The 14153-nt window shown below is 58.9% G+C and carries 14 protein-coding genes; 2 read left to right on the forward strand and 12 right to left on the reverse strand.

What is annotated here, in order from left to right; translation table 11 throughout:
* Positions 1 to 2: 2 nt before the first annotated feature.
* From gmd to ACI512_RS22305, 11 genes are all read right to left on the reverse strand, one after another.
* The gene (gene gmd / locus ACI512_RS22255) at positions 3 to 1124 is read right to left on the reverse strand and encodes a GDP-mannose 4,6-dehydratase (protein ID WP_012724815.1); all 1122 of its coding nucleotides are present in this window, start codon (positions 1122 to 1124) and stop codon (positions 3 to 5) included.
* 69 nt (positions 1125 to 1193) lie between these two features.
* Positions 1194 to 2129 carry a glycosyltransferase family 2 protein gene (locus tag ACI512_RS22260; RefSeq protein ID WP_231807389.1) on the reverse strand — a complete coding sequence of 312 codons (936 nt, stop codon included), beginning with the start codon at positions 2127 to 2129 and terminating at the stop codon, positions 1194 to 1196.
* Complete coding sequence (locus ACI512_RS22265) at positions 2126 to 2695, reverse strand: putative colanic acid biosynthesis acetyltransferase (RefSeq protein ID WP_236383033.1); 570 nt, start codon at positions 2693 to 2695, stop codon at positions 2126 to 2128. Before ACI512_RS22265 ends, ACI512_RS22260 begins: the two co-directional genes overlap by 4 nt.
* Positions 2692 to 3837: a glycosyltransferase gene (locus tag ACI512_RS22270; RefSeq protein WP_012724818.1), complete on the reverse strand. Its 1146-nt coding sequence runs from the start codon at positions 3835 to 3837 to the stop codon at positions 2692 to 2694. The genes ACI512_RS22265 and ACI512_RS22270 overlap by 4 nt, the downstream gene beginning before the upstream one ends.
* A 31-nt stretch (positions 3838 to 3868) precedes the next feature.
* A complete protein-coding gene (locus tag ACI512_RS22275; RefSeq protein ID WP_012724819.1) occupies positions 3869 to 5191 on the reverse strand; it encodes an O-antigen ligase in 1323 nt (440 codons plus the stop codon).
* Positions 5169 to 6401: a glycosyltransferase family 4 protein gene (locus tag ACI512_RS22280; protein ID WP_236383030.1), complete on the reverse strand. Its 1233-nt coding sequence runs from the start codon at positions 6399 to 6401 to the stop codon at positions 5169 to 5171. The genes ACI512_RS22275 and ACI512_RS22280 overlap by 23 nt, the downstream gene beginning before the upstream one ends.
* Position 6402: 1 nt before the next feature.
* Positions 6403 to 6996: an acyltransferase gene (locus ACI512_RS22285; protein ID WP_329616782.1), complete on the reverse strand. Its 594-nt coding sequence runs from the start codon at positions 6994 to 6996 to the stop codon at positions 6403 to 6405.
* A complete protein-coding gene (locus tag ACI512_RS22290) occupies positions 6986 to 8287 on the reverse strand; it encodes a lipopolysaccharide biosynthesis protein (RefSeq protein ID WP_236383024.1) in 1302 nt (433 codons plus the stop codon). The genes ACI512_RS22285 and ACI512_RS22290 overlap by 11 nt, the downstream gene beginning before the upstream one ends.
* A gap of 8 nt (positions 8288 to 8295) precedes the next feature.
* Positions 8296 to 9633: a UDP-glucose/GDP-mannose dehydrogenase family protein gene (locus ACI512_RS22295; protein ID WP_012724823.1), complete on the reverse strand. Its 1338-nt coding sequence runs from the start codon at positions 9631 to 9633 to the stop codon at positions 8296 to 8298.
* A 73-nt stretch (positions 9634 to 9706) separates the two neighbouring features.
* Positions 9707 to 11929, reverse strand: a complete 2223-nt coding sequence (locus ACI512_RS22300) for a polysaccharide biosynthesis tyrosine autokinase (RefSeq protein WP_236383724.1) — start codon at positions 11927 to 11929, stop codon at positions 9707 to 9709.
* A gap of 180 nt (positions 11930 to 12109) precedes the next feature.
* Positions 12110 to 12550 (reverse strand): low molecular weight protein-tyrosine-phosphatase, encoded by a 441-nt coding sequence (locus ACI512_RS22305; protein ID WP_236383725.1) that lies wholly within the window; start codon positions 12548 to 12550, stop codon positions 12110 to 12112.
* Positions 12551 to 12769: 219 nt separating this feature from the next.
* Between ACI512_RS22305 and ACI512_RS22310 the strand changes: the two genes are divergently transcribed.
* Entirely contained in the window at positions 12770 to 13078 is a 309-nt protein-coding gene (locus ACI512_RS22310; RefSeq protein ID WP_224265927.1) for a phosphomannomutase, read from the forward strand.
* On the forward strand, positions 13075 to 13407 hold the full coding sequence (locus ACI512_RS22315; RefSeq protein WP_012724826.1) for a hypothetical protein: 333 nt from the start codon (positions 13075 to 13077) through the stop codon (positions 13405 to 13407). Before ACI512_RS22310 ends, ACI512_RS22315 begins: the two co-directional genes overlap by 4 nt.
* Here the strand turns inward: ACI512_RS22315 and ACI512_RS22320 are convergent.
* Complete coding sequence (locus ACI512_RS22320) at positions 13359 to 13979, reverse strand: hypothetical protein (protein ID WP_375232525.1); 621 nt, start codon at positions 13977 to 13979, stop codon at positions 13359 to 13361. The genes ACI512_RS22315 and ACI512_RS22320 overlap by 49 nt on opposite strands.
* Positions 13980 to 14153 lie beyond the last annotated feature (174 nt).

Below are 14153 nucleotides of genomic sequence, written 5' to 3' on the forward strand. Positions count from 1 at the left end.
GCTCAGTTCTCCACGGCAATCGGTGCGTCGTGCCCATGCAGGCGCAACAGGGCGTGACGCTGGGCGACCTTGAGGTCTTCGCGGACCATTTCGGCACACATTTCCTGCGCACTGATCTCAGGCACCCAACCTAAAGAACGCTTGGCCTTGGACGGGTCGCCGAGCAGCGTCTCCACCTCTGCTGGGCGGAAATAACGCGGGTCCACCCGCACAATCACATCCCCCACCAGGATGCCAGGGGCCAGGTCGCCATCGATCTGCTCGACCACCGCCACCTCCTCCACGCCTTCGCCGACAAAACGTAACTGCAGCCCCAACTCCGCCGCCGACCAGCGAATAAAGTCGCGCACCGAATACTGCACGCCGGTGGCAATCACAAAGTCTTCCGGGCGGTCCTGCTGCAGCATCATCCACTGCATGCGCACGTAATCCTTGGCGTGGCCCCAGTCACGCAAGGCATCCATGTTGCCCATGTACAGGCACTGTTCCAGACCCAAGGCGATGTTAGTCAGCGCACGGGTGATCTTGCGTGTCACGAAGGTTTCACCACGGCGCGGCGACTCGTGGTTGAACAGGATGCCGTTGCAGGCATACAGGCCGTAGGCCTCGCGGAAGTTCACGGTGATCCAGTAGGCGTACAGCTTGGCCACCGCATAGGGCGAGCGCGGGTAGAACGGCGTGGTTTCCTTTTGCGGGGTTTCCTGTACCAGGCCGTATAACTCGGAGGTCGAAGCCTGGTAGAACCGGGTCTTCTTTTCCAGGCCCAGCAGGCGGATCGCTTCGAGGATGCGCAGGGTGCCCAAGGCATCCACATCAGCGGTGTATTCCGGCGAATCAAAGCTCACGGCCACATGGGATTGCGCGCCGAGATTGTAGATTTCGTCGGGCTGGATCTGCTGGATGATGCGCGTCAGGTTGGACGAATCGGCCAGGTCGCCGTAGTGCAGGATCAGGTTTTTATGCAGGGCCTGGGGGTCCTGATAAATGTGATCGATGCGCTGGGTATTGAACGACGATGAACGTCGCTTGAGACCGTGCACGGTATAGCCTTTTTCCAGCAGCAGTTCCGCCAGGTACGAGCCATCCTGACCGGTAATCCCGGTAATAAGCGCGACTTTGTTCATGTCTGTCTCCCGATTGATAGGCGAGCGAAGGCCGACACCCAAACTTGGGTGTTTGTTAAAAACGGTCAGTTACTTCGGTGTGGGCAGGTTCAAGTTATGTCCGGTCAACTTTGAAAGTTCGCGGACAATGGCTTCCTTATCGTTTAAATGCGCAATCGCGGTTTCCAGTTCGAGCACTTTCGCGCCCACCAGAAAGCGGTACCAGTAACCCTGGAGCAGGTGATAGACCAGGCCGCTGCGGCCATCGAGAAACCCCAGTTGAATGATGTAGCGCCACAAGAAATACGCCGTCGAGCTCAGGGTGAACGGCACGCGGTTATACAGGCGGTTCTTGATCAGCCGCTTGGCCTTGGCCTGGAACGAACTCTGCCCCGTATGCACTTCATCGCGGATCGCGAACAACCCGAGCCGTGCGTTGAGCACTTCAATGGCTTCGCGGGTGGCGTACTGGTTGTGCTTGTGGGTGAAGAAGGTCAGGTCATGCAGGTTATGGTCGGCAAACCCGCCTTCCAGCGTGATGGTGCGGCCCTCGGCCACCGAGATGTGCTCGTCCATCCAACGGTCTTCCATGCGCCCCAGGCCCGTGCGCCACAGCCGCAGCATCTTCAGGGGGTAGCGGCCGCCATGGCGCACCCAGCGGCCCATGAAAATATGCTTGCGCTTGAAGTTGATGCCGGTGATGTCGCTGGCCAACGTCGACAGGCGGGAATTGATCGCGGCGGCAAGGTCGGCCTCGATGATTTCGTCGGCGTCCAGGCGCATCGTCCAGTTGCCGGTGATCGGTAAGTTGTCCAACGCCCACTGGAACTGCTTGGCCTGGTTGATGAACGCGTGCTGCACCACCCGCGCGCCGTGGCGGCGGGCGATGTCGCAGGTGTCGTCGCTGGAGAATGAATCCACCACCAGCACTTCATCACTGAAGGCGCGCACCGAGTCGATGGCCCGGGCGATGTGCAGGCTTTCGTTGTAGGTGAGGATGATGACGCTGATGGTTTCACGGTTCATGGGATCACCGCCTGAAGGTGCTGGGTACGCTCGCCGATTTGCCGGGCCGGATGCCCGGCGTGCACGGTCCATGGCTGCACGATGCTCTTGATCACCAAGGTGCGAGCCCCCACCACCACGCCATCCGCCACACTGACACCCAAGGTGATAAACGCCTCGGCACACACCCACACGTGGTCCCCCAGCACGATGGGTTTTGCATACAGCTGAAAGTTCTTGCTGTTGTAGTCGTGGGAGCCGCCACATAAATGGGCCCCCTGGGAAATCACGCTGTAGCGCCCGATGCGAATCAACGCCATGTTGTACAGGGTGGTGCCGTCGGCAATACCGACATGGTCACCCAGCTCCAGATTCCAGGGTGCCCAGACCTTTGCCCGTGGATACACGTGCACCCCCTTGCCCAGCCGTGCGCCGAACAACCTGAGCAGGAAGGCCCTCCAGGCATGACACGGGCGTGGGCTGGTGCGAAACAGCAACACATACACCATGTTCCAGACCTGACGGCGCAACCGATGGCCCAGGGAGAATGACGGTGAGCGATGCGGATCATTACCTTGGAGAATCATGGGAAACACTCCCGCACTATCTCCAGCAGACGCTGTGCGCCCCGCCGGATATGGAAGCGCTCGGTAAAACACACCTTGGCTCGCTGGGACATCTGCGCGTAACCGGGCGCATCCAGCTGCAACCAGCGTTGCAGGTTTTGCAGGGCGCCCGCCGCCGTGTCGTCGCTGACAAACCCTACGGCGTCTTTCTCGATTTCACGCCAGATATTCACCTTGTTACTGATCAGCACGGGCTTGCCGCACGCCAGCGCCTCAGCCACGACCACGCCGAAATTCTCCTGGTGCGAAGGCAGGCAAAACACCTCGGCGGCGTAGAACGCGCCCCACTTCGCAGCGCCCTGCAGCATGCCGGGCCACGTTACGCGATCAGCGATACCCAATTGCACAGCCTGCGCCTGCAGCGCCTGCACCCAACCCCCTTGGTCAGGGCCAGCCATCACCAAGTGCAAACGCGCGTCCTGCCCGGCCACCTGAGCAAAGGCCTGCAACAGGTGATCGCAGCCCTTTTTCTCGTGAATACGGCTCAGGAACAACACCACCCGCTTGCCCTTGAGCTGCGGATGCTCAGTGACGAAGTCGTGCGCAAGGCGCGCATCGTCGAGCGGTGGGCTGGAAGTACCGTAGGCCGTAATCGTTTCGTTGGCGCGATAGAGCCAAAACGACTCGCGTGCACGGATCCGCTCTTCTTCACTGGTGAACACCACGCGCCGCGCATCCCGCAGCACCCGGTATTCGCCCCACGGCCAGTACAACCATTTCTTCAAATGCTTGAGTGGGTAAGCGTGCTTGAACCAGGGATCCAGCATGCCGTGGGTGTACACGATGTACGGTCGGCCCAGCTTGTTAAGCACCTGGCGGGCAACAAAGCCGTGGTACTGCCACAGACCGTTGATGATGAAAAAATCATAGTCACGCGCGTGCTGTTCCAGCCATGGGCGAATGTTGCCGTTCAGCCCGTACCCAAACCGGCTTGGCCCCATGAAATGCACGGTGCCGGGATAGTCGACAGCGAACGCGCCGTCCAGCGTCAGCACATCCACGCGATGCCCGTCCTGGGTGAGCAGCGTGTCGATTTCCCGAGCCGCGTTGATGGGCCCGCCTTTTTCCGGTTTAACCGAAGAGATGATTCTAAGTAACTTCAAGTGCTGTCGTCCGCTGATGCGTTGAGTTGATTCAGGTTTTCTTGCAGGCCGCGAGGATCAGGCAGGCGTAGAGCACGCCAAACGCCAGGAACGTGCCCTGCATGGTCATTACCCCGTTGAACAAAATCGGCGCCAGGAAGCCGCACAGCAGCAACGGGACACCCGTGCCTTGCCTGACCAACGCCTTGTAGGACCTGAGCAGCAGCCAGAGCAGGACGAATACCCTGAACAGGATGAACATCAGCCCTGCGGGAAGGCCCATTTCGAGCACGATTCGTGACCATTCATCTTCGGCCAATAGAAACCCCGCGCCCTGCTCTCGCCCTGCGCGCAGGATTGTCGAAGCCGCGTTGGTGCCTGAACCAATGCCATGCCCCCACAGGGGTGCGTCGTCGACCACACGGGTGAAGGCATACAGGCTGGAGAACGCGCGAGTGACCGGCGAGCCTTCGCTGGCAACCGCGCTGCGGTTTCGCTCCACCAGCACCTGGTAGCTGTCGGTGGACATGAAGATCAGCAGGCTGACGAATAACGCAGCAGCCAGGAAAAACAACGACAGCAGGTTACGTTGCGACTTCTTGATCAAGGCGACCATCAGCGCGGCCAGCAGCACAATTGCCGCGTACGCATAGATGGCCCTGGACCCCGTGAGGAAGCACATCACCGCCACCGAAGCCGCCGACACGCCGAAGAGCACATAACGCCGCGCGAACACCGCACGGAACAAGGCCTTGTCAAAGATCGCCGCCACCAGGAACGCAAAGCACGCCGACACATACACCACGTGCCCGGCGGTAAAGGTAAAGGTGCCGTAAGGCCTGACGACGCCGTCGGCAATCATGAAGATGAAGTCATCATCGCCAATGCCCTTGTTCACGTAAGCCTGTGGCCCGGACGAATATTGCAGCACCACCAGCACGCTGATCGGGATCGCCGCGAACAATGTGATCCGGGCAAAACGGTAAACATCCGTCAGCCTGATCGTCTTGCCGGCGACAAATATCAGCGGGAAATACAGCAGGTAATTGCGCACGCCATACCCGTAGATGACGAAGCCTTCGGGACGGGTCAACAAAAACGCCGACACCAGTACGAAGAACACCAGCACCAGCACGACGAAGTAAGCCGACACCAGGTTTTTCGAGAAAAAGCCGAACCGGTAGGCGCACCAATAGATGTAAAGGACGATCGGGTCCTTGATGAAATAGATGGCCGAGCTGAGGCCCGGCATCACCCACTTGCGCAAGATCCCTTCGAACAGGATGAACAGGTAGATGAGCACGAACGCACTGACCACACGGACCCGGTAGCGCTCACGCAGGCTGACCGTGTCAGGACTGGCAAAGGATTGCATCCATCACCCCCTTGGCGTAGCTCTCCCACGTCGTACCGCCGGCAGACAACACCGCGTTGCGCTTCAACCCGTTGAGTTTTTCCTTGTCCTGCGCCAGCTCCACCAGACGGTGGGCGATGGCTTCGGCGGACCGGATCGGCACCACATAACCATTGACGCCATCGACGACCAGGTCCGCCGCGCCACAGTTCTGCGACACGATGACCGCCGTCCCCATGGACAGCGCTTCACCGACGACCAGGCCGAACGCTTCGGCGAGTGACGGCAGGACCAGTACATCCGCCTCCTGCAAGTGCCGGATGACCTCATCGTGGGACGCAGAACTGAACCACTGGTACTTCTTCAGTTCACTATTGAGCGCCTGGTTGCGACCGTTGGCGTAGTCTGCGCCGATCACGGTGACATCCAGGGCAACGCTGCTCGCGGCAAGGCTCAGTGCGTCGAAAAAATACGAGATGCCCTTTTGCTGGGTCAGCGCACCGACATAAATCACTTTCAACCGCGCACCTTGCCGGGCATTCACCTCATGGCGCAGCATCGGCGCCGGGGCACCGTAGGGTGTTATCGCAACTTTGTCGGCGGCAATGCCGTAATCACCCAAGGTTCGCTTGGCAAACGTGCTCGCCACAATGATGCGGTCCGCCAACGCCAGCTCAGCGGTCTGTTTGCGTACCGTGTCGTCACTGATGTTCGGAATGCTTGCCCGCCAGGCCGGGTTGGCCTCGCGCTCATGGTCAAGCACCCTGCACGCGTAGGCGATAGAGCCGAAGGCGGCCTCATAATTGAGGGCGATGCCTCCAATGTCCCGAGCCGCGCTGAACAGGCCCAGGCACTTGCCGTCATAACCGTACACCTGGCTGGGTTTGCGCGGTGCCCTGTGCAGGAAGTTGGCGCTGGCCTGGTCAATGTGGTTGTACACATTTTCCGGGCAAAATATTCCGATGTTGCGCTGCGTGAAGCGGTACCACTTCAGCTTGTCGCAGAGTACGCGCGGCACATCGTAGCGCGGGTAGCTGTGCAGCAAAGCGCCGTCGACCTGATCAAACGTGCGCCGCAAACACTCCTTGCCCACGACCGGTAGGCGGCAGAGCAACGAGTCCTTATGCAGGGCCAACGAGGTATGAAAGGAATGCAGCAGCTGCCGTTGATTCAAGGCGCGTAGCAATGCACGGACATTCTGATTACCGACGGGATGAGCGACCAGGATCATCTTATTTGCCCATCCAGGCTTCGACGACAGCACTTGACCGGACCGGGCTGTAGGTAAACGTACGCGTCGCACGCAAGCGGATGACCCGCGCCGGATTACCCGCCACGACGGTGTACGGCTCCACATTGCGGCCGACCACACTGCCCGCGCCTACGACGGCACCTTCGCCAATCGTCACCCCGGGCAGGATCATCGCGTCGGTGGCGATCCATGCGTAATCGCCGATCACAACGGGTGCCACCTTCAGCCGCCACGCGGGATCGTCCAGGTCATGGGTGCCCGTCAGGATCCGCACCCCCTCATTAATCGCCACATGCGCCCCGACCCGGACGGGTGCATGCAATTGGATAAACGTGCGCTTGCCAATAAAGCTGCCGGTGCCGACGCTGAAACGCGCCACGGCACCTTCGAACTCCACCGCGTTGATCATCACCAACGATCCCAGGGTGGCGCCCTGTCGGCGCAAGGCACGTTGAAGGTGATGAGCCTTGAGCAATCGGCCCAGCAGCAGTAAGCGCTTGGCCAGGTACTTGAGCCCAGCCGGCTTCAGCAGGCTGACTTTCAATCGATGGTGGACCAGGTGATTAATCAGCACGGGCCATCCTCCTTTCGAGACGATGAAAACCGCGCTTGGCGAAGCAGAACAGCACCCCTTCGGTAGCGACCAGCACATAGCAGACGCCGAGCAACCCATAGTCTGGCGCCAGGCAAAATACCGCCAGGCTGCTGGCGACCGACACCAGCATGAACACCACGGCAAATGACGAATAGGACGCCGTCGCCATCAAGGCGACCCAATAGACCTGCCAGGCCACGTGGGTCAGCGCACCGATAATCAGCACCAGCATGATGCTGGAGGAGTAGTCGTCTTTGCGGCCCGACCACAGATCAAAAATCGTCCCGCCAAATAGCACCACCAACGCACCCATCACACACGCAATGGGCAATGAGAATTTCAAGGCATACCGGATCATTTTCCTGACCAACTGGTTGTCACCGATGGAGAATGCATAGGAAATTTCCGGCCAGAGGGACTGGTTCACCACCGTCGAGAACTGCACCAGCACCCGCGAAATGGTCCGGTACAAGCCGAATATCGCCGCGTGGGCCGGAGACAGCAGCACCGACAACAGAATGATCAGCCCCTGCACGTTCAGCGCCAGACCAATGGGAAAGGCCAGCGACGCAAGTGACGGTTTGATCAAGGTCACGAACGCGCGCCTGCCGATCGCTGACGGGTTGAAACCCAAGGTGACGCCCAATCGGTTGGCGATCAGGTTCTTGCTCACGATGCCAACCGAACGCACGCCCAGCAGCATCAGGCTGGTGGCGACCAGGCTCTGGGTGAGGTAGGCACACAACAAGGCGGCCGACCACTCCAGCATGCGGATGACGTTCATGATGAATGACGACAATGGCAGGGCTTTACAGGCCCGGTAGCGGATCGAGATCATGTTCGTAAACAGGCAAAGCAGCGAATAGCCCGTCAGGGCCGAGAGGATCAGCACCCCATCACCGCTCCTGATCGACGTGAGATTGAGCAGGCTGAACAGATCAAAAAAAGCCAGCGACCCCACGGCCAGCAACAACACGCTGAGCCCCGCCAGCAGCAAAAACGCAAAGCTGGTGCTGTAGACCGCACGCGCGACCTTCAACCGCCCTCGTTCATGCCAGATCACCACCTTGCTCGATGCCGCCGTGGTCACTCCCAGGTCGGACAGCGCCAGATAGGTCGGAATCGCGGACAGCACAACCCACTCGCTGTAGGCACCAAAGCCCCAACTGGCAATCAGCACCGGGACACTCACCAACTGGATCAGCAGGTTCACCACCTGGCCAAACGAATTGGCGCCAATGCCGCTGACGATTCTTTTAAGCACGCTCATGGGAAGACCTATACCGAGTTGAGAGGTCGCCCGATGGATACGTAGTGAATACCTTTCTTCAGCACACTGGCGGGGTCGAACAAGTTGCGCCCGTCGAAGATCAGCGGCTGCTTGAGCTGCTGCTGGATCACGGTGAAATCCGGCGCCTTGAAGACTTGCCACTCGGTGATGATCAGCAAAGCGTCGGCGCCTTTCAGGCAAGCTTCCTTGGTGCCGCACAGGCGCAGGTCATCGCGGTCGCCATAAATGCGCTGGGTTTCCTCCATGGCTTCCGGATCAAAGGCTTGCACCTTGGCCCCCGCACGCCAAAGGGCTTCCATCAATACGCGGCTTGGCGCCTCGCGCATGTCATCGGTGTTGGGCTTGAAACTGAGCCCCCAGAGCGCGAATGTCTTCCCCGCCAGCTCGCCGTTGAAGTGCGTGGATATTTTGTTGAACACGCTGTGTTTCTGTTCAACGTTGCGCCGCTCCACCGCCTTGAGCAGCGTGGCATCGAAGTCGATGGTCTCGGCCGTCTGGATCAGCGCCTGGACATCCTTCGGGAAGCACGACCCGCCGTACCCCGCCCCCGCATAGAGAAAGTGATAGCCGATACGCGGATCGGAACCGATCCCCTGACGTACCATCTCGATGTCGGCACCCAATCTCTCGGCCAGGTTGGCCATCTCGTTCATGAAGCTGATCTTGGTGGCGAGCAGGCAATTGGCGGCGTACTTGGTCAACTCAGCGCTGCGCACGTCCATCACAATGATCTTTTCGTGGTTGCGATTGAACGGCGCATAGAGCTCGCGCATCACCGCTTCGGCATGCCGGCTGGCAGTGCCGATGACAATACGGTCCGGCCTGATGCAGTCAGCCACCGCGCAGCCTTCCTTGAGAAATTCCGGGTTGGACACGACGTCAAAGGCCAAGTCGGCGCGCTCACGCACGGCGAGCATGGCGGCAATGCGCGCACTGACTTTGTCGGCCGTACCTACGGGAACCGTGGACTTGTCGATGATGGTCAGCGGGGCCTGCATATGCTGCCCGATGGTCTCGGCCACCGTCAGCACATACTTCAAGTCGGCCGAACCGTCTTCATCCGGTGGTGTGCCCACGGCGATAAACTGCACTTCGCCGTGCTTGACCGCAGCCACGGCGTCGGTGGTGAAATTCAAGCGACCGGCCGCATGGTTTTCCCTGACAAGGGTCTCCAGGCCTGGCTCATAAATCGGGATGTGCCCCTGCTTGAGGCGTTCGACCCGATGCGCATCGATATCGACACACAGCACGTCGTGACCGACTTCAGCGAGTACCGCCCCCTGGACCAGCCCCACATAACCAATGCCAAAAACGGTGACTTTCATAGCGTTTCTCTTTGAACCTGCGGCCAGTGGTAGACGTGCTGCGCGTTGGACTGCAATTGCCTGCCATCCAAGATCAAACGCTGTCTGAGGTGTACTCGTAGTTGTAATAGCTGTAGGCGCCGTACCCGTACTTGGCGGATGAGCGTTTCTCAATGCCGTTGAAAATCGCGCCTTTAAGCTCAATCCCATTCTGCTGATAACGACGCATCGTCAATTCCACCTCCCGCACCGAGTTCAGCTCGAAGCGGGCCACGATCAAATTGGTACCGGATTGGCGTCCGACGATGGTTGCATCGGTGACGGCGAGAAACGGTGGCGTATCGAGGATCACCAGGTCATACAGGGCGCTGACGTGCTCCAGGAATTCGCTGAAGTTGGCATGCATCAGCAGTTCCGATGGGTTCGGGGGTATCCGCCCACGCGCAAGGACGTGAAGGTTCTCCACCTCCGTTGGATGGATCACGGCATCGAGCTCACAGCGTTTGGCCAAGAGGTCGGACAGCCCGTCCTCAGCCGGAATACCAAAGACCTTGTGCAAGTAGCCTTTGCGCATGTCCACATCCACCAACAGCACTCGCTGTCCCGAATGAGCCACCACCGCTGCCAGGTTCGACGAGACGAAGGTCTTGCCAACCTGCGGGCTGGGCCCGGAAATCATCAGGCGGTTGTTACCGGCTTCCAACATGGCGAAATGCAGACTCGTGCGCAGGCTGCGCAGCCCTTCAATGGCAAGGTCCGTGGGATTGCTGAGCGCAAGCAACTGCGTAGCACCGGGCTTGCCGGTACGAACGAGCTTCTGGTCCATGTCTTTCTGAATCGCACTGAACGGGATGGCTGCGTAGACCGGCAAGCCGAGTTTTTCCAGTTCATTGGGGTTGGATACGCCGCGGTTGAGCGCTTTGCGAAACAGCACCAGTGCAATCGCGACAAAGGCACCGAGCAGCGTGGCGATCACGATAATCAAGGCTTTTTGCGGCCTGATCGGGTTCCTCAAGTCGACATCGGCCGTGTCGATCAGGCGCACATTGCCGACCGTGCCGGCGCGCATCACATCCAATTCCTGATATTTGTTCAGTAACTGCGTGTAGATCTCGGTGCTGACTTTCAGGTCTCGGGTCAGGCTCAGCAGCTCTTGCTGAGTGGTGGGCAGGCTCTCAACCTTCTTGGCCAGCTCATTCTGACGTGCAGTGAGCTCTGCCAATTGTGTCAGGAGTGCCCGATACACCGGGTGCTGGGGGGTGAATTTTCGTTCGATCTCGGCCTGCTGCATCTTGAGTTCCGAGATGCTCGCGTCCAGTGCGACGATCTGGTCAAGAATCGCCTTGGCCTCGAGGCTGATATCGATGGTTTTGTTGCGGATCTGAAACTTATTCAGCGCTGTCTCAGCCTGCTCGACATCCTTGCGTACCTGCGGCAACTGATCCTTGAGAAAGGCCAGGCTCTGGGCAGCCTCTGCGGACGTGCGGTCGATATTCTGGCGCACATAGATACGCGCCACCTCATTGAGCACTTGAATGGCCGCCGCAGGCCGGGTGCTTTCCAGCGCCAGGCCGATAATTCCCGATTCCTTGCCGCGCTCCGCCACATCGAGCAACTTCTGGTAGCGCAGAATGCTGGTGAGCCGCGGTGAACGGATTACGCTGAATTGCGCGCCAGGGTTGGCTTGAAGTACCTCGACCTTGAGCTTGATGCCATCGCTTTCGTAATAACGACCCACCTGCCCTGTCAGCAACACCGTGTCGTCCTGGTCTGACAGGGTAAAGCTGTCGCCGCTACCGGCCGTCAGGGTCAGTGCCTGGCCCAACAGATCGGCAGGCAGGTGCAACTGCGAAAATCTCAGCTCTTCGCCGCCCCAGCCGTAGCTGGACAGTCCGAGCCATGGGCTGGCGACCGCCTGCGCCTGCGCGGGTTTGAAGCGCCGAGCCATGAAGTCGCCGATCAATGGAAAGCGCTTGGGCTTCACTTCAAGATCGAGATTGAGGTTGTCGACAGCGGTGCCAATGGTAATTCGCGAACGGATCAGTTCGACTTCCGTGACCGTGGGCGACTCCTTGCCGAGCAGGCTGCCGACGTCAGAAAAACCCAGCATGTCGCTTTTCTTCGGCTCCACCTGAACCAGCGCAGTCGCCTGGTAAATAGGAGGCGTCAACACGGCGTAGGCCGCCCCCAGCGCCATAAACGCAATACTGATGCCACCGATCAGCCACTTATGGTCCAGTAAAGTGCCCAACAACAGCATGAAGTCGAGATCAGTTTCTTCGCCGTTGTGCGACGCTATTGCGGGTGCTGATTGCATAAGTCAGTTCTTTTTTCTAACCAATAGTCAAGGAATGGCACAGGGTGCAAGACGCCCGGCTCCATGCACGTTTAACGGCTTCACTCAATACACAAACTCTCACTCGAGCCTGCCCAACAATATTCCTAACTATTCAACGCCAACGGATCCCTTAGAGTATCCAACCGCCTCCACGCACACTTAACTAACTAAGCGTTGTGCCCATGCCTGAGTGGCTTGTTCTATCAACGCATACGCGTGAACAAAGGCCGGCTTGCCTTGACGATAAGGGTCCATGATCTCTCGGTTGTATTGCCATTTACCCAGCAGGAACACCTTGCCCCGCGCCTCCGGGGCGAGGCTGAGCACCTCGTCGATATGCCGCTGTTCCATCACCAGGACAAGGTCCGCGTCACTCACCGCATCGCTCGTCAGTTGACGCGCCCGGTGTACGCCAGGCGCATGACCGTGCTCGGCAAGCACCCGTGAAGCCATGGGCTCCAAAGGACTATCACGCAACGCGGCGAGCCCCGCCGAACTCACTTCTATGGCGGAGGACGCAAGCGCGTTGCGCAGTAACTTTTCTGCCGTGGGGCTGCGACAAATATTGCCGACGCACACAATCAAAATCCTATTGAACAAGGCAACCTCCCACGCGCCGTACTGTATTAACCCGGTAGTAAAAGGGATGACCTTACTTCAAGCAGCGAGGCGATTATGATCACAAGCCCACGACTTCGACTACCCATCGAGACAGACGAAAAATAACAAAAGTGTATTAACCGACTAAAAATAACATTCCATTACTTTTCCCTTTTCGCATAATAAAGTGCCGCCTGAGAGCAACAACGAGGGACGGCCATGAACACATCAAAGTTATTGGTAGAGCGTATTGGCCTATTTCCTTCTTCGGGAAATATTCATGTTGAAGTGAACAACTCGACCCGCGTCGTCGAGCGCATGCAGGTGTTGTATGCCGATAACTCCCTGGACAGCGACGAGTCCGGCTCTGGGCTGTCGATGGTGTTTGCCGATTGGCGTTTCAAGTTGCAGGTCAGTGATGCGGCGTCGGTGTGCCTGTGCGTGGAAAGTCGTGGCGACAGCCAGTTCATGCAGGTCAAGACCGCCGAATTGCTGGCGAATATCTCCGGCACTGAGGAGCGGCCATGAGCCTATTGGACGATGTCATACGCAGCTACGCGCTGAGAAAGCTCACGGGGATGTTTGAAGGTTTCGCCGAGCCGGCGGTGGGCACGCAGTACCGGCGCAATACCCTGGCGATCGGCCGTTGGCTGGAACAGCTGCAGGGCAGTTCGCCGCAGCAGATCACCCATACGCTGTTCAAGCAGATGATCGAGGCGCGGCGTCGCGGGGATGTGCAGCGCTTCAACGCGCAGACGGTGTTATTGGAGCTGATGGTGGAAAGCAACCGGGCGCTGGACCTGGTGACTTACTCGGCCCTGCTGTGCGCCGCTTCCAGTCGCCAGGAAGGCTCTTGATGGGCGCGTTCGGCACCTGAGAGGGTGATTGCCACGCGGTTGAGCAACAACTCGGCGTTGTACTTGGGCGCCATGGCGCACACCAGCAAGGCTGCCAGGCCGGCACCGATGTAGGCCGGGGAAACCTTGACGTCAACGGGCTCGATTCGCCACAGAAACGCCATGGCCGCCACAGCCCCCAGCGTGGCACCGGCCAATGCTTCGTTCAGCGGATGGATGTAAGGCGCAACACAATACGCACTGAACCAGGCACTGGCCATTAACCCCACCCCCGCCGCCGGCCAGCGTAATCGCGGATTGAACTGGCGCGCAATCAGACTCGCTGCCACCGTGATCATCAGGGTCGTGTTCATGGCATGCCCACTTAATACGGCAATGTCCAAAGGCTCAAACGACAAACCCCAGCCTTTGAACAGCAACTTACTGAACGCGACAATCGAATAACTAACGCCGACGGTGATGACCCAGGCGCGAAGGGCCCATGGGTTCGAATACCTCAGCCACACCGCAATGATGATGGCGGCCGGAATCATGACGGTAATGCCGCCATAGTGTGCAAGTTCTGCGCGCATCATTCCCCAACCATCGACGTGCCCCTTTCGGCGCCCATCAGACCTGAGCATCGGGGAAATTACAACGTTATCTACGGTCAGGATGGTGCTGAAAGCCCGGCGAGGGCTCAGGCTAAAATGCATTTTCCTGATACAGCTAAAGCTTAATACTATTTTTTTTAATAATTAGGTTAG

The sequence above is a fragment of the Pseudomonas petroselini genome (genome assembly GCF_045037875.1).
GTDB lineage: Bacteria > Pseudomonadota > Gammaproteobacteria > Pseudomonadales > Pseudomonadaceae > Aquipseudomonas > Aquipseudomonas petroselini.

Excerpts from the sequence above, each read along its gene's own strand:
- ACI512_RS22275 (WP_012724819.1), bottom strand. The coding sequence starts at position 5,191 with ATGCAATCCTTTGCCAGTCCTGACACGGTCAGCCTGCGTGAGCGCTAC.
- ACI512_RS22295 (WP_012724823.1), bottom strand. The coding sequence starts at position 9,633 with ATGAAAGTCACCGTTTTTGGCATTGGTTATGTGGGGCTGGTCCAGGGG.
- ACI512_RS22300 (WP_236383724.1), bottom strand. The coding sequence starts at position 11,929 with ATGCAATCAGCACCCGCAATAGCGTCGCACAACGGCGAAGAAACTGAT.
- ACI512_RS22280 (WP_236383030.1), bottom strand. The coding sequence starts at position 6,401 with ATGATCCTGGTCGCTCATCCCGTCGGTAATCAGAATGTCCGTGCATTG.
- ACI512_RS22310 (WP_224265927.1), top strand. The coding sequence starts at position 12,770 with ATGAACACATCAAAGTTATTGGTAGAGCGTATTGGCCTATTTCCTTCT.
- ACI512_RS22290 (WP_236383024.1), bottom strand. The coding sequence starts at position 8,287 with ATGAGCGTGCTTAAAAGAATCGTCAGCGGCATTGGCGCCAATTCGTTT.
- ACI512_RS22320 (WP_375232525.1), bottom strand. The coding sequence starts at position 13,979 with ATGCGCGCAGAACTTGCACACTATGGCGGCATTACCGTCATGATTCCG.
- gmd (WP_012724815.1), bottom strand. The coding sequence starts at position 1,124 with ATGAACAAAGTCGCGCTTATTACCGGGATTACCGGTCAGGATGGCTCG.
- ACI512_RS22260 (WP_231807389.1), bottom strand. The coding sequence starts at position 2,129 with ATGAACCGTGAAACCATCAGCGTCATCATCCTCACCTACAACGAAAGC.
- ACI512_RS22265 (WP_236383033.1), bottom strand. The coding sequence starts at position 2,695 with ATGATTCTCCAAGGTAATGATCCGCATCGCTCACCGTCATTCTCCCTG.
- ACI512_RS22315 (WP_012724826.1), top strand. The coding sequence starts at position 13,075 with ATGAGCCTATTGGACGATGTCATACGCAGCTACGCGCTGAGAAAGCTC.